Here is an 18,082-nt window from a genome sequence, read left to right on the forward strand (position 1 = left end):
TATACTAGTGACCTGCATTAACATCATATAATTATCATAAACTGAATTTAGATTGAATATTTTTAAAATAAAATTTTTATGTTTTCTTCAGTTTTCAAAATTCAGTTTAATAAATTTAATTAATGGCAATGGTAATAAAGAATAGAAAAATCGTGGAAAATAAAGCGCTAGCGTTAACTGGTCATTCTATGTATTTGGGTAATTCTTATATAAACGTTGATGGTAGGAGTGGATGTGCTAGACAGGTCTATTCAGGGGGGGAGTGACTATTACAAATAAATAAGGAGTGAAAAATAATGGATTTAGCACAAACACAAAGAATTATTAAAAATACGCTGCAGGATTTACAAAAGGATGAGTTGTTCATTACTCAACTACAAGGAGAAAATAGGGAGAAAACTTTTGCGTCGGTTGAAGAAATTCTTACGACAACGGATAAGATCATCAAAAGTTATATTAGAGTTTCTAAAGATGATGGAAGAATTGTCAGGATCCCCCCCGCCTATCGGATCCAGCATAATAATATTGCGGGTTTTTACAAAGGCGGGATACGTTTTAATGAATCAGTTAATGAGGAGGAAGTCGAGAATTTAGCGGTTTTAATGACCTTGAAAAATGCACTCCATGATCTTCCCTTTGGAGGAGCAAAAGGTGGCGTTGTCGTAAATCCAAATGATTACTCTGACAGGGAACTGAATTTTATCTCTAAGAAATATGTTCAACGCTTTGCTCCTGACCTTGGACCTACACATGATATACCAGCTCCAGATATGGGTACAAATGAAAAAATAATGGATTGGATGGTCGGGGGGGAATACAAAACCATCCATCCCGGTCAAAATTATCTAGGTGCATTCACTGGAAAAAGCGTTGATAATGGAGGAGCAAAAGGCCGAAGAGAAGCAACTGGAAAGGGAACCTTTTTCAGTTATTTTTGGTTGCTTCACGAATGGATCGGTAAGCAAAAGTCATTACATTTTAATGAAGTAGATAAGGTCCATAAAACACAGTATGAAAAACTAAAATCTCTTTATAAAAAGCATGTCGATGAAGAAGAAATTACGATAGCGATTCAGGGGGGGTTTGGCAATGTTGGTTCTGTTGCTGCATTGGAAGCTTACGCGAGCAAAGAATTAAAGCATCGTGTAGTGGCTGTCAGTGATCATAATGTAACGCTTTATAATCCAAATGGGATAAACATTCCGGGGTTAATTACCTATCAAAATAAAAACGGACATTTGCCTGAATCAAAGGGAGAATTAGAAAATATCGGAGTGTATGCTGATATTAAAGGTAGAGGAGACATATTGACCCTAGATGTGGAAGTATTGATTTTGGCAGCTGCAGAAAGGCAGATTACAGATAAGAATATGCGAGCTATAAAGGCAGAACTCTTGGTGGAAGGAGCAAATGCACCGATCGACGCTGCCGCAGATCAATATCTAAATGAGAAGGGAAAAATCATTATCCCCCCCGATATCCTTGCCAATGCTGGTGGTGTGATGGTCTCGTATCTGGAATGGAAACAGGATAGGATAACGCAATTCTTTACTAATGAAGAAACCCTAAGAGAGATGTCTATGCAAATGACCCAAAGTTGTGAGAAAGTATTTAATGATTACTTTGAACGTAAGCTGGAAGGCATTCGCTACACATGCTATCTTCATGCCACCAAGAAATTATTCACTCTGCTATATAAACAAGGGAAATTATTTTAGAAATTATCATTCATTACATGTAGAGAAAACCCCTATAGCTAGGGGGGGTTTTCTTTTTGCTGACAGATGGTGTACATGTGTTTTGAAAATCTCTAGAAAATAAATGACTTATTAACTCTTGTTAATGCTTCCAAAGAATATAGAGTAGCAGAACCATAAGAATTTCTAATCTTACTTCAAAAGCAAATTGGAATATTCCTGAAGAAAGGATAGGCACTTTTGCAAGAATAATCGCAGCAATAATGATGACTAAAAGAGGGATGGCCGCCTTTTTTACATAATAATTACAGATAATGCATATACCACCTATTAACTCCGTCAAGCCGACCAGTAATACTGCCATTTCAGGATAGGGGGATTCCAAAACCCGCAAATGCCGAGGTGAAGTCAGCAAATACTAACTTCATAAGAGCAGAAATCACAAAGACATAACCAACACCATATCTAATTAGCTGATAAGACGAAACTTGTTTATGCATATACACGCTCCTCGCTAGTTGATAGTTTATATATATGCAATCACTAGGACGACCTATGCTTAAAAGTTGAAATTCCAATTAAATGATTACGCTTTCCTAGTTATATGACGATAAATACTGACATGTTATACAATCCCTAACTTTAAAATAAGCTCTAACTATTATATAATAGCTATAGTAGCGAACGTTTAAATGGAGACGGTCAAATAAATGGTGATTTAACTAATCCTTTGTTTTATTTTTTAAGGAGAATTCAGTTCGTTTCATTATCTACAAATCTATGATATAAGGAAGGTCATTATGAGCGATATAACTACAAATACAAAAACAGACGTTATTTTGATTGGCGCAGGTATTATGAGTGCGACGTTAGGTTCGATGTTGAAAGAGCTAGCACCAGATTGGGAAATTACTGTATTTGAAAAGCTTGGAAGTGCAGGCGAGGAAAGTTCCAATGAATGGAATAATGCCGGAACAGGTCACTCCGCACTATGTGAGCTCAATTACACTACAGAAAAACCGGACGGATCGATGGATATTAGTAAAGCACTAAAAGTTAATGAAGATTTTCAAGTTTCGAAGCAGTTCTGGTCTCACCTTGTCAATACTAATTTGATAAGTAATCCACAGGACTTTATTATGTCTTTACCACATATGAGTCTGGTACAAGGCCAAAAGAATGTATCTTTTTTGGAAAAACGCTTTGAAGCATTGAAAGACAATCCATTGTTCAAAGGAATGGAGTATTCGGATGATCCAGAGCAACTAAAGGAATGGATACCACTGATTATGCAAGAAAGACAACAAGGTGTTCCAATTGCCGCAACCAAAATAGACTCTGGTACAGATGTGAACTTTGGTGCCTTAACCCGCAAGCTGTTTAAACACTTGGAAGAGCAAAATGTAAAAGTCAAATACCAACATCAGGTAGATGACGTGCAACGTACAAGTGATGGTTCATGGGAAGTGAAAGTACGTAATAATGAAAATGGTCAGACAGAACGACATACGGCGAAGTTTGTTTTCCTTGGAGCGGGCGGAGGAAGTCTGCATTTATTACAGAAGTCTGGTATTCCAGAAGGTAAGCATATTGGCGGATTCCCGGTAAGTGGTCTCTTTTTAGTATGTAATAAGCCGGAAATAGCAGAGCAACACCATGCGAAGGTATATGGAAAGGCTAAGGTTGGTGCCCCCCCGCCAATGTCTGTACCACATCTTGACACAAGGTTTATTGATAATAAAAAACATTACTGTTTGGTCCATATGCAGGATTTTCTCCTAAGTTTCTAAAACAAGGATCGATGCTTGATTTAATTTCTTCTGTCAAACCAAATAATCTTACAACGATGTTATCGGCAGGTGCCAAAAATATGGCGTTAACAAAATATTTAGTGGGACAAGTTATGCTGTCTAAGGAACAACGAATGGAAGAGCTTCGAGAGTTTGTTCCCAATGCCAAGAGTGAAGATTGGGATATTGTAGTGGCAGGTCAACGTGTTCAGGTTATTAAGGATACAGATGCAGGCAAAGGAACGCTTCAATTTGGTACAGAGGTAGTAAGTGCTGAGGACGGCTCAATTGCTGCATTATTGGGAGCTTCTCCAGGGGGGGCATCTACGGCTGTTTCTGTGATGCTTAATGTAATGGAAAGATGTTTCCCAGAGCATATTAAAGAATGGGAGCCAAAAATCAGGGAAATGATTCCTTCCTATGGAGTATCCTTACTTGATGATCCAAAGCTGATAGAGGATATTCATATTAGGACATCTGAAACGCTTCAATTAGAGCGGGAATTTTAGATAAATCTTTTTTATATAAGTAAAGAGAGAAGGAGAGGCTGTTTGGGTTACAGCCTCTCCTTCTTGCTATTACACTCTTCTTCTTTTAAACAGGTATAGTGCTAATCCGGTTACTAGAATCAGTAATCCAGCTAATAAATATTGGAATGTATCTGTAGCAGTAACAGGAAGTTCATGATCCTCTTCTTCTGTTGATTTTTCTTCTGTTGGTTTTTCGGAATCAGTCGGCTCTTCAGAATCAACAGGTTCTTCTGTTTCCTCAGGCTGTTCCGGTTCAGTTGGCTCTATGGGCTCTTCTGGTTCTACAGGCTCTTCAGGTGCCTCCTGTGCACCAACTAATGTTAGTTCACCAAATACGGAAGTGTCCTGATATCCAGCACCAGTTGTGTCATTCCATGTTGCTGCACTTTGTCGCGCTCCATCCTGGCCATCATTAATTTGGATGTCAAAACCAATTTTAGCGTTTTCCTCTGGTGTGAGGCTCTTAAATGGAATTTTTACTTCTACTAAATAGCCACTTTCACTAACCTGGGTAACCGATTCAAATCCTTCGGCAATGCTTGCAGGATTGAATGATGTTTCATTATCAAAGTTCACGCGATATTGCCCGTCATCCTCTTGATAAGAAGAGGTTTTACCGTTATTTTCATCGAAAAATACTTCAATGGAATCTTGTTCCCATGGATTCTCACTAGATTTATCCAGCTCTGAATCACTTACTTGTACTAACACGTATAAGTTTTCGTTATCCCATAATGCTTTTGCTACACCACTTGCTCCTTGCCATGCCATTTGATAACGATTAATCGGAAGTTCTGGTGCATTGGCCCAAATGTCATCAATCGCTCCATCCATAACAGGAGTTCCAAACGTTGCATCTCCTTGATTGACTGTCTTTTCTGGCGGATTATAGCTTTCAATAAAAGCATCAGGATCAATTACTGCATAATAAGCTGGTTTAGCTTGCAGATCTTTGTCAAATAACAATGGACTTTGTGCCGCTCGCCAGCTCGTAGCATCATTTAATCCCCAGAAGGTTACACGAGAGATATGATCCGCATGTTCCTTATACAGCTGGAATAATTGAGCGTATAAATAGGCTTGGGCATTTGCCTGCTCATCTGTAAGCTGGTTGTCATCTCCTGCTGTAACATCAAGTTCCGTTACACCGACTTCCACACCTAGCGAAATGAATTTTTCCATTGAACTTCTTACATTCTCTGGATTTGTGTTTAAATTATAGTGTGCTTGCATTCCAATTCCATCAATAAGTAGTTCTCCGTTGTTTTCTGCTGCATAGTTCTCATTGATTTCTTTGACCATTTGATAAATGGCTTCTGCTTTATTTTGATTATCATCATTATAATCATTGTAATAAAGCTTGATATCCCATCCGTTCTCATCAATCACTTCTTTGGCTGCCCGGAAGGATTCTTCAATAAAATCGGTGCCAATGGCATGGTACCAGCCTGATTGACGTAAGGATGCCTTCCAGTCTGATGGATTTGGCGGATTGTCATTCATTGCCTCATTAACTACATCCCATGAAATAACATCTTCACCGAAGTGTTCCACTGTTGTTTTTACATGATTTCTTAAGTTGCAAGCGCTTCTTCCCGACTTAATGGATTACCGTCTGCATCAGAGTGTAACCTTTCATTGGATTGCTGGTGCCATACTAAAACATGACCATGGAGGTTTAACCTTCATTTTGTGCATTCTGTACAAGGGCATCTTCAGCTTCAAAATCAAATTCTCCATTATCATCATAGGCGTAACCCGGTTTCATTGCGTTTTCTGCTGTGACCAGATTATGATGCATCTTTAACAGCTCTAATCTTTCACCTTCAAAATCACCAGCAGAAATGATATTTCCAATTAGAAAGTCGTCCTTATATACTTCTTTAATTGGTGTTAAATCTTTTTCAACTTCTACATCACCAGAACCAGTTGGCTCAAATGTAATATCGTCAATATAAAAGGAAGCAGTACTATTATTTGAGCTTTCTACATAAATAGATAAGAATTCTCCACCGACACTGCTGTAACGATAGGTGCCTTCCAATTTAACCCATCCATCTTCTGTAGAAATTGTTTTTCCCTGGAGGTTGTTGTAACTTGCTCCGTCACCATCGCCTACTTGTGTCGATAGCTGTAGTTGGGAAGATTCAGGTGATATCAGTTTTACCCACGCAGAGATATCATATTCCTGACCTTGATCAACATATTCCTCGACTCGCAATGACGGTCCATGCCAAGTATCCATTCTGTCTTCCACCTTTAGTGCATAAGATCCATTTTCAGTATGATTTGCCTCCTCGGTTACAGTTAGTGTTTCCCCCACCATTTCTACCTTCAAATCCAGATGCTGTTTGGTCTTCAAAGTCAATCGTGGTGAATTCCTTCGCATCAGGTCTATCTTGATCAGGCTCCTCTTCCTCTTCTTCAACTGGAGTTGCTTTTTCAGTAATAACGATCTCTCCAATATAGAAAGGAACTGTTTTACCAGCATCACTCGACTGCACACGCAGTTTTGAATCATTAGCTGTATTGACCTTGAATTCACTAGTTAGAGTGAAGCTTTTACCGGCTACAAAGTTTACGTTTGATAACCACGTATAACTGTCAACGGTTGAGAGAACGGCTTGGCCTCCATCCGGGATAGCTTCTTCACTGTCTACGTATCCAGTAACAGTTGCTGTATAGGTTTTGCCATTTTCCAAGCCAATGTCAGCGAAATTAAAATCAATGGCATCATAATCGTTGTTGCGGTTGGTCGCATATAAAGCGGCCCCATCGTCATTTCCCTCAAAAGTTTTATCCGTTACAGGAGTGAGTGTTACTCCACCTGATTGTATCGCTAAGCCTTGTCCATCCATAAAGGATTCGTAGTAAACAGATTCTTCAGGTTCTTTCTCCGGTTCAGTCTCAGTTTCAGGTGGAGGTCCACCGATCCAATCTGCAATTTCCGCTAATGTCGTATCCATCATGATATAATGACGCCCCATCGCATAATCACCATCATTCGGATAGCCTACTTTAAAGGCGTATTTAATCCCTTGTGCTTCATTTACTGTCTTTGCTGTATCATTATAGCTGCCGTATGGATATGCCATAAGGATCGGGTCTTGTCCAGTTAGTTCCTTTAAGTAAAGATTCGCTTTTTCTATTTGCTCAGTAGCGTCAGCCTCTGTTATTGTACTATTATTCCCTACACCATTGCCCCCCCATTTCTTATCGCTGTGGTCAAAGGTATGGTTTTGTATGCTAATGTTTGGTTTGTCTATCAAACTATCCAGTTGGCTTTTAGACATACTGTAATCTTTGTCAATCCAATCAGAAATGACAAATAAAACAGCTTTCATATCATACTTTTCTAAAATAGGAAGGGCGTTTGTAATAAAATCTGGAGTTGCATCATCGAAGGTTAATAGAATTGGTTTCTCAGGTGCTGTTTCGTTTCCTTCCAAAATAGATACATATTGCTCTGCTGTTAAAGTCTGATAGCCGTTATCGTGAAGGTATTCCATTGTTTTTGAGAATTTAGTAATACTTGTGTCCGTCCATTCGTTAGTTGGATTCTCCATAATCCGGTGATACAAAAGGACGGGTATATCTTCTTTTGCTGCTGCATGTACTGCCGGTATACTTAAAGCAGGCTGCACAAGTAGTATAAATACTAAAAGTATCGATACCATTTGTTTGAAATTTTGATTCATTTTTTACATTCCTCCATTTCTAAATTTAACAGTTTTATAGAGCGCTTACATATCTCCTTCACTAAATAGTTTAACTTGATATTTTTAAATCTTTAACCATTAAACTAAAGGAGAAACTTTAAAAAATAAATATATTTCTTATTTTTGTTATATGTTTGATCGTCAGATTGTTATTGGCATTAGCCGAGACCGTCTTCATTAGCAAAGCATATATATATAAAGAGGTTATCTTTAAATAGGTTAAGCATGAAAAGCAGAAATGATGTTGGAGGGACAGTTATCATGTCAGACAACAACCTGAATAAAAAAGCGCAAGATTTACTTAAACTTGGGTATAAGGAGTTTATCAATAAGAAGTATGAGAGTGCAGAGAAATTATTTAAGGAAGCGATCAATTTGCAGCCAGATAGTGCAGAGGCACATGCATGGATAGCTGCGGTGTATGGTCGGAAGATAGATGCGGTATGGAGTTTGACGGAGAAAATTGAGCTTTTCCCATTGTTAGAAAAAGAAATTAATATGGCACTTGAATTAGATCATACCTTGCCAATGGCGAGAAGGATGAATGGTTCAAAACTATTAAATACACCAGATATGCTTGGCGGTGATCCAGCAGCAGCCATTAAGGAATTTCAATATTGTATTGACCAAGGAATGAATGATATCGAGCTATGGATATCTATAGCTCGATCCTACATCAAAATAGCGGCGCCTGTAAAAGCGAAAGAAGCTTTAAAAGAGGCAGCAAAATTAGAGCCAAAAAGTAAACAAATAGCAGAATTAATGCAACAAGTAGAAGGATAATTAACTTAGATGAAAATTATTATGATAGATACTTTGTATGACATGCAGAAGACCTCCATTGGATGGAGGTCTTCCTCTATCGTTATGCATACGATTTGCTAATATGATCTTTGTTTCTTTATGCTTGCGAATCCACTTTTCACCGCCTCTTGTCCAGCTGCTATCGCTCCATTCCTCAAAGTAGTTGACAGTTTTTTTAATAGCATTTTAGGAGACTGTGCGCCTCCGTTTACTGCATAATCCATCTCACTGCGAATACGGCTTATTCCAGTAATCAGAGCGTCGGCAATAATGGGCTGAGATTGCTATTTTACATTTTTTGCCATGGTATTAAGTGCCTCTTTTGACATTTATGTCACCTCCCTTCAACCAAAGCTCTAATCCAAACATTAACAAACAGAATTTTCATTACATTTTTCAAGTTTTTGTGGAAGTGCCCGTTTTCTGGTTCCCAACCCAATTTTGAAACTCATTTCCCATTGCACGGACTGTCTTTTTTAGTAAAATCGTTGAAGGACGGTCCATGTGTGGAATGTTTTCCACAGCTGGTTTACCTTCTAACTTTTTGAGTTTTAAGTGAAGGAGATGTATAAAATCAGAATCCTCTGTTAGCTGTTGAAGTCGGATCCAACACCTTGATGCCTCTTGATTTTGCCCGATTCGATAATATACTTCTCCAAGCTCGTAAATAAGTTGCATATATTGATTTTTTTCTAGAAATTGATCGTGAAGCATATTTTGGTCAATCAATAAGGTATAATCTTCAATGGCGGTATGTGCCCGGTGGAAATGTTGTTCAGGTAACATATAAGCGGTTTTCCCGCGTAATAGGCGGATCATCCAATCCCTAGGTGCAGCATGTACTGCTTCATCAAGCAGCTTCAGTCCTGATTTGGACCATCGTAGTTTGTCTAATGGCTTTGTATTATCTCGGGCAATTAAAATCATTGTATTGCATGGTATGCCTTCAATAGAGGATTGTCTGAATAGTTGTCGCGCAACTGCTCCAGTATCATATGCAAGTCCTGTACAGCCGTTTCATTCCCAGCCACCGCTTCTTTGTGCAGCTGTATAATTCTCTTAAGCGTTTCTTCGGTATTTAATTCCTCTGTATTAACCAATTGCTAATTCCTCCCATCTGTATATTTTGCGGACCTTTTACTTAGATAAACGCTGCAATACTTCTTTTGCCTCGTGTGGTCTGCCTGCATGTTGGTATGCAGTACTTAAGTTTTTGATTATTTCTGTGACTTGTATTTTACTAAGGTAATTGGGATCTGCTTGATATTGAGCTAACAAGAAGGAAAAGTCGTCGATTGCCGTCTGTGAACAATGAAAAAAGGATTCAGGCAGGCGAAGACAGACATTCGCGCGTAATAAGCGAATTTCCTTCTGATTGGGTTCCATAGTAACTGCTTGATTCAATGTATCGAGCCCTTCCTGTGCTTTATCTGCTTTCTCAATAGGCTGGACAGCGTCTCTGCCTATCAGTGCAAGCGTACTGCCATAATATGCTTCAAGAAGTGCATCTCTTGACATGTCGTTACGTAATTTTAAAAAAATGTCATAGGCGCTTCTTACTGCTTTTTTATCACCGTTTGTTCCTTTCATAAACAGCTTTTTTCCTTCTTCAAATTGTGCTGAAATGGCGCTGTTTTTTCCCATGTTAATTTCCCCCCCTTTCCAAAGAAAAGTCCTGATCAAGCACAAGAATTTGATATACCTGCTGTGCTGGTAATGATACGAAACGAGAGATTCTATAGGTGCTATTGTAGACATGAATCCCACCATCGAGGCAGCAATTCGAGAATGCATGAGGAATGCGTAAAACATGTCTCATCCTGCTCTGTCCGATAAAAATCGTATCATCTGTCATGGCAAGTCCACGCGTAAAACCTTGGAGTTGAATAGGAGCGTTTTTTTCGATCTCAACGCGATATGCCATCGAATCACAATAGGCAAGCCTTTCATTATGCCTGATTACGGTATGCGGCATATATAAACCATTGACGATTACATGATGGGTGGGATCAATGTCGAGGTGCTGAGTCGGCTGGAAATCGGCTAAATCGATTTTGAGAATTGCACCGTTTTTGTCCATAGGTGTTCGATACCATTCCCCCATAGGGAGAAAACATGGATACATATAACGTGTTATTAGCCAGCCAAATGTCATTGAGGTGATGAACATCTTTATCGAAAGAACCGAAGCGGATCGCCCCCAATTCGCGTTAAATTGTCTGTTTCATAACAACCAATCGTATTTGTCGCGGTTTCCACTATTAAAACAACATGCTCATTAAATGTCGCAATGCCGTGAAAATCGAGTTTCCCATAGTTTGTTTTTCGAATAACTTGAAAGCGCTGGTCCATCGTTATGATCTGGTTATCATCAGATGTGATGTATAGTCGGTCATTAACCCGTGTCATTCCTGAGCAGCTGCCACTGTAAAGCTTTTCTAACGTGTTCGTTTTAAAATCGATTAAGAATAATCCGCCTTGATCTGAGCCACTTGCCGGACTGCTTACCAGAAGACGGGAAGTAAGATATTGAAAATCTTGGTCATTTTCTAAATCGTATAATAACAAAGATCGTTCCCTCCTTTTTTAAAAAACAGTTTGTGCTAATTACAATATGGAAAATTCTCATGAACGGTTTGGATACAATCATCAATTACTAAAAGATGTATGATTGTCCGAGTCAAGTCCGGCATTCCCTGCATTTCATAAAAAGTAAAGGAGGTAGAGAGAACTTGAGTGAAGATAAATTAAGAAAAGAAGAGAAAAAAGTTAAAAAGCAAGAAGAGAGATCTGTAAAAAAGGTAGAAAAGAAGCTGGTAAAGGAGAGAAAGAAACAAGCAAAGAACACAGAAGAAAATGTCTAAACAGCTAAAAATATAAACGGATTGGAGGACTTTGATGAAGATTCAAACGCATAAAATGACCGTATCGATTGATGAGCACTCCTCACATTTGGAACAATTTAAAGCTTTTTATAAGCAATTAGATGAGGAAGGAAAAACTATTGAATGTCTTTCCCGTCAAAGAAAAGAAGGCTATCAATTAAAAGCTGTTAACGCGACGCTTGAGCATGTTTGGGAGCAAAATGAATACTACCGCTCGAGACTGATCGAGGCTGGATTCAAACAACCTAAGATTGATAATATCGGGCAATTGGAGACTGTGCCACTGCTGAAGAAGGATGTGATTAGAGGGGATAAAGATAAGATATTATGTGTCGATCCAAACGAAATAGGCCAGGTTCACCTCACCAGTGGAACGTCTGGGAAGCCTATTTATACCTCCTATACGTTAGCAGACCAATATATTTATGATTTACTTCCGAAATATTTAGAGCTGTTTAAGGAGTCTGATCATGATGTGGCGGCGATTGCATTGCCATATGAATTCGCCCTTCCTGGTCTAGGATTCCAGCGATTATTTCAATTTGCATTTGGAACAGCAGTATTATCACTTGGCAAAGGTGGATATATGGCACCTGTCGATAAGTCATTGGAATTAATGAAGGAATATCAAGCAACCGTGCTTACGACAACACCATCCTATGCGGCACTTCTGGCAGAAGAAAGTGAAAAACATGGGGGGGTGAAAATTGGAGAAGATATATGTCTAAAGAAAATCTGGCTGACCGGTGAAGGCTGTTCCTCTACTTTCCGCGAAAGGCTTGAAAAATGGTGGGGGGGATGTGAGGTTTCTTTCTTCTATGGGTCAACCGAGTGCGGAGTTATCGGGGTGGAATGCGATAAACATACCGGCTATCACGTAATGGAAGGTCATGTAAAAGTCGAAATTATCAATCAGGAGACAGAGGAAGTGCTTCCGTATGGTCGAATAGGTGAAATCGTAGTAACCACACTGCTTCGCGAGGGGGATGCCAATGGTACGCTATCGGACTGGAGATCTCGGCAATATGCAAAAATCGACATGTGCATGCGGCATCACAATGGATATGTTGCAATTGAGAGGTCGGATGGAGCATATGTTACGCATCGGATCAGAAGACTATTCCCCGTTTTTGATCGAGCACTTCTTAATGGAAATTCCTGAAGTGGGGCTATGGTACCACCTTATATTGGATCAGGGAGTATTAACGGTTGAAGCAGAAAAATTTAAGACGACGCTAAGCGATCAGCAGCTCAAAGCAAAAATCCAACAGCATATGAGAGATAGACTGGGGATCGATTGCGAAGTGGTAATCAGGGATGATATTCCGCGTACGTTCGGTAAAGCGATAAGGATATTTAATTAAATATATTTGAAAGGCAAGGAGGAGGTGTAGAAATGAATAGTATTGATCAAATGCGGGAGCGGAAGCTGCAGGAAATGTATCATCGTATTCAAAAGTCCCCTCTTTATAAGAAAAAATTAGCACATATTGAGTCAAACGATATCAACCTCCATCATTTGCATACGCTTCCGTTGACGACTAAGGAGGATCTTCGGAAAGCGGGTATCTTCGGTCCTCTTGCTGTCGATAAGCGGGAAATTGCGCAATATCATGAATCAACTGGTACCACTGGGATCCCCCCCTCCTCTGCTTGGTTTACGCAACGGGATTTGTTAACTGGTGGCAGGCAATTAAAGGAATGCGGTGTGCATTTGAGTGCTGAGGACCTTATCTTAATCCGTTTTCCATACGCCATGGCACTACCCGCATTTTTATTGCAACAGGCAGCATGGCAGACAGGAGCAGGAGTGGTTCCAGCAAGTGGCCGGACGGTGGTTACCCCCCCGTATCCACGAGTGTTATGTCTCTTGAAACAGCTCTCGGTTACAGTATTGGCAGGTCTGCCACGGGAGATGGAGCTTCTGGCGGAAACAGCTCGCCTTGAAGGGACTGAGGTAAGTACTGCATTTCCGGATCTGCGCGCACTGTGTGTTGCTGGCGAACTAATGAGTGACAAGCGGAAGGCTCATATTGAAAAACTCTGGCAAGTACCTGTGTTTAATATGTACGGATCAACAGAAACAGCCAATATTGCGACCATGTGTGAGTATGGCACCATGCATATTATCGAAGAGGATTTTATCGTGGAAGTTCTAAAGGAGGATGGATCAGAGCCTGTAGCAAATGGCGAAAAAAGGCTTTGCTACGATCACCACGCTTTCTCATCAAGGTTCACCACTACTGAGATATTTTAACGAGGATATTATTGCTGTTGAACCTTCTACGTGTGAATGTGGCCGAATTGGGCTGAACTGACGCATTATGGAAGAAGTAAGGATCGTATCTGTTTCGAAAATAACACGATAGATGCCTTCGATATTCAGGAAGCCGTATATTCACTGTTTCCGGTTCCAGAAGCATGGAAGGTACTTGAACAGCAGGAGGGCTTACACTTTTTACTGGATTCTTATCAGGCGAGAAAATGGTCGTCGGAAGTAATTTGTTCTCAGTTATTTTCTAAGCTTCAAATACCAGTCACGGTAGAAATCACGTCTTTGCTAGACCGTACTGATCTGATAAGTAATATTCCCTCGGTTAAACCGGTTTATATTCAAAAATTAAAAGACAGTTAGTGCCATGATAAATAATGATAGAAATCAGATAACTAGATGGAAAGAAAGGAAGGATTATCATGAGCGATAAACAGAGACAAAATAGATCGGGACTTCTTGTAAGTCGTCATAATAAAGCAGAGGACACCGTTATTAAAGTCAAACAAATGGTGATTGGCGGTTCCTCCCACATATTGATTGCTGGTCCTTGCTCGATTGAATCAAAAGATCAGCTTCAAACCGTTGCATTTGCTTTAAAGCAAGCGGGCGTAAGAGTATTACGTGGAGGAGCGTTTAAACCAAGAACTTCTCCCTATGATTTTCAAGGGCTTGGGGGGGAAGAAGGCTTGAAGATAATGAACGATGTGGCAGAAGAAATGGATATGGTGACCATCAGCGAAATAATGAGTCCCAGTCAAATTGAGATAGCTTCGCCATATATTGATATCTTTCAAATAGGTGCACGTAACATGCAGAATTTTGATTTATTAAAAGCAATCGGACAGACGAAAAAGCCTGTGCTGTTGAAACGCGGTCCGTCTGCTACGTTAAAAGAATTTATGCTCGCAGCAGAATATCTGCTGGATCAAGGTAATGAACAGGTGATGTTAATTGAACGCGGCATTCGCACATTCGAGACTGCCACTCGTAATACGCTTGATATTTCAGCTGTTCCCATTTTAAAGCAGGAGACACATTTACCGGTATTAGTTGATGTCAGTCATTCTACAGGAAGAAAAGATATTTTATTACCTTGTGCAAAAGCGGCACTTGCTGCTGGTGCAGATGGGGGTTATGGTGGAAGTCCACCCAGATCCTCCTTCCGCACTTTCCGATGCCAACCAGCAGATCAATATCGAGGAGTTTCAGGCATTTTGGAAAGATCTGTCCGATTCAGGTCTGTACCATTAAATCTGTTAAAAGTTGATGCTGGATTAGGACAATAAAAATTGATCAAAGGTAGCTATTTTTCACTAACTAAGGGAGGTGAGAGTTTGGTAGCTTCTGAGTTTGAGCAAACTTCATCAGATTTCTTACATCGTTTAATATGGAGCTGTCTTTTAATAACTGATGGAAGAACAACAGATTTGTTAGAGACACTATTGGATGAAAAAGTGACGGTTGATGTGATTCAGCAAGAACAAATAAGTAAAGAGAATGCAGGGGGGGAATGGATGCATTATCAGGATCCCCCATACTATATTCGCGAATCAGTCTTAATTGGACAAAAAAGTAGAATGGTAGTGTCTCATAATATTGCCCTCGTATATGCTAAAAATGTACCTCTTGCTCTATTTGAGAGTATTTCTCAACAACAGCAAGGAATTGGAAAGGCAATTCATTCATTAGGGGGGTGCGCACTTTTCGCAGTGTGGAAGATTTCGGTTTTATAAATAAAGAAGAAATGACCGATCTTTTTCAATGTCCCATCAAAAATAATTTTTCTAATACAGACGATCTGATCCCATATAAGAGGTACTTCATTTATTTCGGTCGCCAACCGGGGATTCAGATGCTGGAATATTATCACCCTGATATCATCCGCTATCGTTTGCAAAAAGAAAAAGTAAGAAAAGATTTGACTTAAGAAAATATTGAGCTAATGGTTGATTTAAAATTAATAAAACGGATTCATGAGTAGTCAGCCATTACTCTTCCTTCTGATCGAAACTGCTGGTAAAGAAAGTACAGGGATCCATGAATTCGAGCATCACCACTTTTATTCTTATATCGATCTTTCGACCATCTTCATAACGATAAGGATGATCTCTTTCCCAGCACAAATTCCACCTTTTTTTATGGATTTCCATAATTTATCTAAAAAGATCTCAGTTGATTGATCATGATCTTCTAGTGCTTGCGTTATTTCCTGCTTTGTTACAACTGCCCCCCCTTTTTTAACTGCTTCTGCATAGTTACCAGCAAAGGATCTGAATCCATGAGCATCTGCAGAAAAATCTTGACTCTCCCCTTGAACAGAGCTAGTCTTTTCCCTTTTTCTTAAAGGAGTAAATAATGCAACAACAACACCTGTAAGCAATGTGAAAACAAGCACACCACAAAGACTCATTCCAAGAATGAATAATATTCTGTCACCAACCTCTATATCCTTATGCTTCATTCTAATTTCCCCTCACTGTATAGACTAGTTCAGTATATGAATAAATGCCTTCGGACTTATAGGTATTAAACTATAAAGGTAATAATTCCGCATTAGTCCAATCTATTTTTGCAACTATACATAAATATATCGAGAAACCATGAAGTGGCAGAGAGCTTAAAAAATTTGGGAGGAGGTATTCCAGTTATGGATGATAATTATATACCAGCTGATGATAATCAGTCTCCGGAGATCAAAGCACATTTACCAGCTGTGAAACAAACAGATGATTTAGAGTGGAAGCAATTTATCCATGAGGAATTAAAGAAAATAGAAAATCAGGAAAATGATTTAGATATAAAGAGTTCGAAAGAGTCAGAATTTACGCTTAGTTCCTTAGTAGAGCAGCTGCCTGTGGAAGAATTAATTAACACAGCGATAAAAAGGTTAAGAAAGAAAACCAAGCCAAAAAGGGAAATAGCTCCACAAAGAGAATTGGTAGAAAAAAGAAATTTACCAGTAAAAAAAGTGACTACTAGAAAGCGAAAAGAACCAGAAAAAGAAATAGTAGAAAAAAGGGAAACACGTATAAAACGCAGGAAAAGGGAATACAGAAATAGTTTATATAATAGATATTATAAGAAGTAGAAGATAAATGGACGATAAATATTGGTGCTATCCTCCCATCAAAGTTACTATAATTTAGTTATTTCTTTATGATCCATTACGATTCAAAACATCATAAATACGTATGTAATAGTATAATTTCTTTAGTTCTTTGCTTCCCGGAATGACTGATAAGTGTATTTTTCTTCAATTTATTATGTTTCTTATCCTTTGCAATTTTGATATACTAATAAAAAAGTACCATGACAGGAAATATTTTACTCATGCAGTATTTGTTAACTAAATCTTTTAGAAAAATAATGGTTTCATAAAGAGGGGGGGAGAGTCTTTTGGCTGGCGAAAAAATCCTAATTGTTGATGATGATGCAGATATGCGTGAACTAATAAAATTATATATGAAAGATAATGGCTTTCAAGTAGTATCAGCTGTGGATGGAATAGAGGCATTAGATATCGTGAAGCAAGAGACTCTCGACTTAATTATCTTAGACGTGATGATGCCTCGGCTCGATGGATTCGAGCTTTGTCAGGAGATCAAGACATTTACGGATATCCCTATTATTTTCCTGAGTTCTAAACAAGACGATATGGATAAAATCCTCGGACTTGGGGGTCGGTGCTGATGATTATATAGAAAAGACAACGAGTTCACCTGTATTAATTGCTAAGGTAAAAGCACATTTACGGCGCTACCGGCAACTCACCCAAAAGAGAAAACAAAACGAGCTATCTGAAAGAAAGCTTAGAGTTATTAAATATCAAGGATTGGTGATCGATCTAGATAGTGCTATCGTTAAATTGGATAATCAGCCATTACGCTTATCCGCCAAAGAATTTCAAATTTTAAGTTTATTGGCGCAGTACCCGAACAAAATATTTAGTGTGGAAAAGCTCTTTGAATTAATCTGGGATGAACAGAGTCTGGGAGATTACCGAACCGTTATGGTACACATCAGTAATTTAAGAAAAAAATTAGAAACAGATACAAATCAACCTAAGTATATTGAAACGTTGCGTGGAATTGGATATAAATTCAAATACACTGAGAAGGAACTTCCTATCTCAAATGAATGATCATATCCCTAGTTATTGCTGTCTAAACTATTATTCTGCTTTTCTTCTAAAAATTCCTTAACCTGTTGAATCGATAATCCTTGTGTTTTAGCTAGTGCTAATAAAATTAACCAGTCTCTGTCAACATTTAGGTTCTGATTTTGTCTTATTGGATCTAACATATGTATCCTCCTTCGCATTGCTAAATAGAAGTATAAATGAGGAAGTTAAAGTCTAGGTTAAGAATAATTAAATTTAACTT

At 38.9% G+C, this 18,082-nt stretch carries 22 protein-coding genes and 3 pseudogenes; 14 read left to right on the plus strand and 11 right to left on the minus strand.

Features of this window, described 5'->3' with window-relative positions; translation table 11 throughout:
• Nucleotides 1-296 precede the first annotated feature (296 nt).
• Nucleotides 297-1,718 (plus strand): Glu/Leu/Phe/Val family dehydrogenase, encoded by a 1,422-nt coding sequence (locus JCM21714_RS11230; protein WP_035724405.1) that lies wholly within the window; start codon nucleotides 297-299, stop codon nucleotides 1,716-1,718.
• Nucleotides 1,719-1,839: 121 nt separating this feature from the next.
• Here the strand turns inward: JCM21714_RS11230 and JCM21714_RS21530 are convergent, their stop codons facing one another.
• A complete protein-coding gene (locus JCM21714_RS21530; protein ID WP_235182779.1) occupies nucleotides 1,840-2,061 on the minus strand; it encodes a hypothetical protein in 222 nt (73 codons plus the stop codon).
• A 436-nt stretch (nucleotides 2,062-2,497) separates the two neighbouring features.
• Here JCM21714_RS21530 and JCM21714_RS11240 point away from each other — a divergent pair.
• Nucleotides 2,498-3,996, plus strand: a pseudogene (locus JCM21714_RS11240) (malate:quinone oxidoreductase).
• Nucleotides 3,997-4,065: 69 nt separating this feature from the next.
• Here the strand turns inward: JCM21714_RS11240 and JCM21714_RS23050 are convergent.
• Nucleotides 4,066-4,284, minus strand: a complete 219-nt coding sequence (locus JCM21714_RS23050; protein ID WP_268748347.1) for an LPxTATN C-terminal sorting signal domain — start codon at nucleotides 4,282-4,284, stop codon at nucleotides 4,066-4,068.
• Between the two features lie 42 nt (nucleotides 4,285-4,326).
• A pseudogene (locus JCM21714_RS19290) lies at nucleotides 4,327-7,715 on the minus strand (endo-1,4-beta-xylanase); the annotation flags it as partial.
• Nucleotides 7,716-7,997: 282 nt separating this feature from the next.
• Between JCM21714_RS19290 and JCM21714_RS11250 the strand changes: the two are divergent.
• Nucleotides 7,998-8,519, plus strand: coding sequence for a tetratricopeptide repeat protein (locus JCM21714_RS11250; protein WP_035724408.1), 522 nt, complete (start codon nucleotides 7,998-8,000; stop codon nucleotides 8,517-8,519).
• A 98-nt stretch (nucleotides 8,520-8,617) separates the two neighbouring features.
• Here JCM21714_RS11250 and JCM21714_RS21535 read toward each other — a convergent pair whose 3' ends face one another.
• The 6 genes from JCM21714_RS21535 to JCM21714_RS11270 all read right to left on the minus strand — a co-directional run bounded on the left by JCM21714_RS21535 (nucleotide 8,618) and on the right by JCM21714_RS11270 (nucleotide 11,108).
• The gene (locus tag JCM21714_RS21535; RefSeq protein WP_235182780.1) at nucleotides 8,618-8,764 is read right to left on the minus strand and encodes a hypothetical protein; all 147 of its coding nucleotides are present in this window, start codon (nucleotides 8,762-8,764) and stop codon (nucleotides 8,618-8,620) included.
• Nucleotides 8,765-8,936: 172 nt separating this feature from the next.
• Entirely contained in the window at nucleotides 8,937-9,467 is a 531-nt protein-coding gene (locus JCM21714_RS11255; protein ID WP_052000538.1) for a hypothetical protein, read from the minus strand.
• Nucleotides 9,464-9,640: a hypothetical protein gene (locus JCM21714_RS20165; RefSeq protein ID WP_158413503.1), complete on the minus strand. Its 177-nt coding sequence runs from the start codon at nucleotides 9,638-9,640 to the stop codon at nucleotides 9,464-9,466. The genes JCM21714_RS11255 and JCM21714_RS20165 overlap by 4 nt, the downstream gene beginning before the upstream one ends.
• Before the next feature lie 37 nt (nucleotides 9,641-9,677).
• A complete protein-coding gene (locus JCM21714_RS11260) occupies nucleotides 9,678-10,184 on the minus strand; it encodes a hypothetical protein (protein ID WP_035724410.1) in 507 nt (168 codons plus the stop codon).
• A 1-nt stretch (nucleotide 10,185) separates the two neighbouring features.
• The gene (locus tag JCM21714_RS11265) at nucleotides 10,186-10,644 is read right to left on the minus strand and encodes a DUF4915 domain-containing protein (protein ID WP_235182781.1); all 459 of its coding nucleotides are present in this window, start codon (nucleotides 10,642-10,644) and stop codon (nucleotides 10,186-10,188) included.
• A gap of 68 nt (nucleotides 10,645-10,712) precedes the next feature.
• Entirely contained in the window at nucleotides 10,713-11,108 is a 396-nt protein-coding gene (locus JCM21714_RS11270) for a hypothetical protein (RefSeq protein ID WP_035724413.1), read from the minus strand.
• 164 nt (nucleotides 11,109-11,272) lie between these two features.
• On the opposite strand from JCM21714_RS11270, the gene JCM21714_RS23055 reads away from it, so the two are divergent.
• The 8 genes and pseudogenes from JCM21714_RS23055 (at nucleotide 11,273) to JCM21714_RS21550 (ending at nucleotide 15,627) form a co-directional block, all read left to right on the plus strand.
• The gene (locus JCM21714_RS23055) at nucleotides 11,273-11,404 is read left to right on the plus strand and encodes a hypothetical protein (protein WP_268748346.1); all 132 of its coding nucleotides are present in this window, start codon (nucleotides 11,273-11,275) and stop codon (nucleotides 11,402-11,404) included.
• A gap of 34 nt (nucleotides 11,405-11,438) precedes the next feature.
• Nucleotides 11,439-12,587: a phenylacetate--CoA ligase family protein gene (locus JCM21714_RS11275; protein ID WP_235182782.1), complete on the plus strand. Its 1,149-nt coding sequence runs from the start codon at nucleotides 11,439-11,441 to the stop codon at nucleotides 12,585-12,587.
• A gap of 1 nt (nucleotide 12,588) precedes the next feature.
• The gene (locus tag JCM21714_RS21540) at nucleotides 12,589-12,789 is read left to right on the plus strand and encodes a hypothetical protein (RefSeq protein WP_235182783.1); all 201 of its coding nucleotides are present in this window, start codon (nucleotides 12,589-12,591) and stop codon (nucleotides 12,787-12,789) included.
• 50 nt (nucleotides 12,790-12,839) lie between these two features.
• Nucleotides 12,840-13,682 carry a phenylacetate--CoA ligase family protein gene (locus JCM21714_RS11280; protein WP_235182784.1) on the plus strand — a complete coding sequence of 281 codons (843 nt, stop codon included), beginning with the start codon at nucleotides 12,840-12,842 and terminating at the stop codon, nucleotides 13,680-13,682.
• Between the two features lie 36 nt (nucleotides 13,683-13,718).
• Nucleotides 13,719-14,060: a hypothetical protein gene (locus JCM21714_RS21545; RefSeq protein ID WP_235182785.1), complete on the plus strand. Its 342-nt coding sequence runs from the start codon at nucleotides 13,719-13,721 to the stop codon at nucleotides 14,058-14,060.
• 68 nt (nucleotides 14,061-14,128) lie between these two features.
• Nucleotides 14,129-14,951: pseudogene (locus JCM21714_RS11285) on the plus strand (bifunctional 3-deoxy-7-phosphoheptulonate synthase/chorismate mutase); the annotation flags it as partial.
• Between the two features lie 83 nt (nucleotides 14,952-15,034).
• Complete coding sequence (locus tag JCM21714_RS11290) at nucleotides 15,035-15,433, plus strand: hypothetical protein (RefSeq protein WP_235182786.1); 399 nt, start codon at nucleotides 15,035-15,037, stop codon at nucleotides 15,431-15,433.
• Complete coding sequence (locus JCM21714_RS21550) at nucleotides 15,412-15,627, plus strand: hypothetical protein (protein ID WP_235182787.1); 216 nt, start codon at nucleotides 15,412-15,414, stop codon at nucleotides 15,625-15,627. The genes JCM21714_RS11290 and JCM21714_RS21550 overlap by 22 nt, the downstream gene beginning before the upstream one ends.
• Before the next feature lie 138 nt (nucleotides 15,628-15,765).
• Here JCM21714_RS21550 and JCM21714_RS11295 read toward each other — a convergent pair whose 3' ends face one another.
• Nucleotides 15,766-16,161, minus strand: coding sequence for a hypothetical protein (locus JCM21714_RS11295; RefSeq protein ID WP_035724414.1), 396 nt, complete (start codon nucleotides 16,159-16,161; stop codon nucleotides 15,766-15,768).
• A gap of 186 nt (nucleotides 16,162-16,347) precedes the next feature.
• Between JCM21714_RS11295 and JCM21714_RS11300 the strand changes: the two genes are divergently transcribed.
• The 3 genes from JCM21714_RS11300 (at nucleotide 16,348) to JCM21714_RS11305 (ending at nucleotide 17,841) form a co-directional block, all read left to right on the plus strand.
• The gene (locus JCM21714_RS11300) at nucleotides 16,348-16,788 is read left to right on the plus strand and encodes a hypothetical protein (protein WP_035724415.1); all 441 of its coding nucleotides are present in this window, start codon (nucleotides 16,348-16,350) and stop codon (nucleotides 16,786-16,788) included.
• A 308-nt stretch (nucleotides 16,789-17,096) separates the two neighbouring features.
• Nucleotides 17,097-17,390 (plus strand): response regulator, encoded by a 294-nt coding sequence (locus tag JCM21714_RS21555; protein WP_235182788.1) that lies wholly within the window; start codon nucleotides 17,097-17,099, stop codon nucleotides 17,388-17,390.
• Nucleotides 17,374-17,841 (plus strand): response regulator transcription factor, encoded by a 468-nt coding sequence (locus tag JCM21714_RS11305; protein ID WP_235182789.1) that lies wholly within the window; start codon nucleotides 17,374-17,376, stop codon nucleotides 17,839-17,841. The genes JCM21714_RS21555 and JCM21714_RS11305 overlap by 17 nt, the downstream gene beginning before the upstream one ends.
• A gap of 8 nt (nucleotides 17,842-17,849) precedes the next feature.
• Here the strand turns inward: JCM21714_RS11305 and JCM21714_RS20370 are convergent, their stop codons facing one another.
• Entirely contained in the window at nucleotides 17,850-18,002 is a 153-nt protein-coding gene (locus JCM21714_RS20370; RefSeq protein WP_162833703.1) for a hypothetical protein, read from the minus strand.
• Nucleotides 18,003-18,082: the final 80 nt, after the last annotated feature.

Origin of the sequence: Gracilibacillus boraciitolerans JCM 21714 (assembly GCF_000521485.1) — a bacterium.
Taxonomy (GTDB): Bacteria; Bacillota; Bacilli; order Bacillales; family Amphibacillaceae; genus Gracilibacillus; species Gracilibacillus boraciitolerans.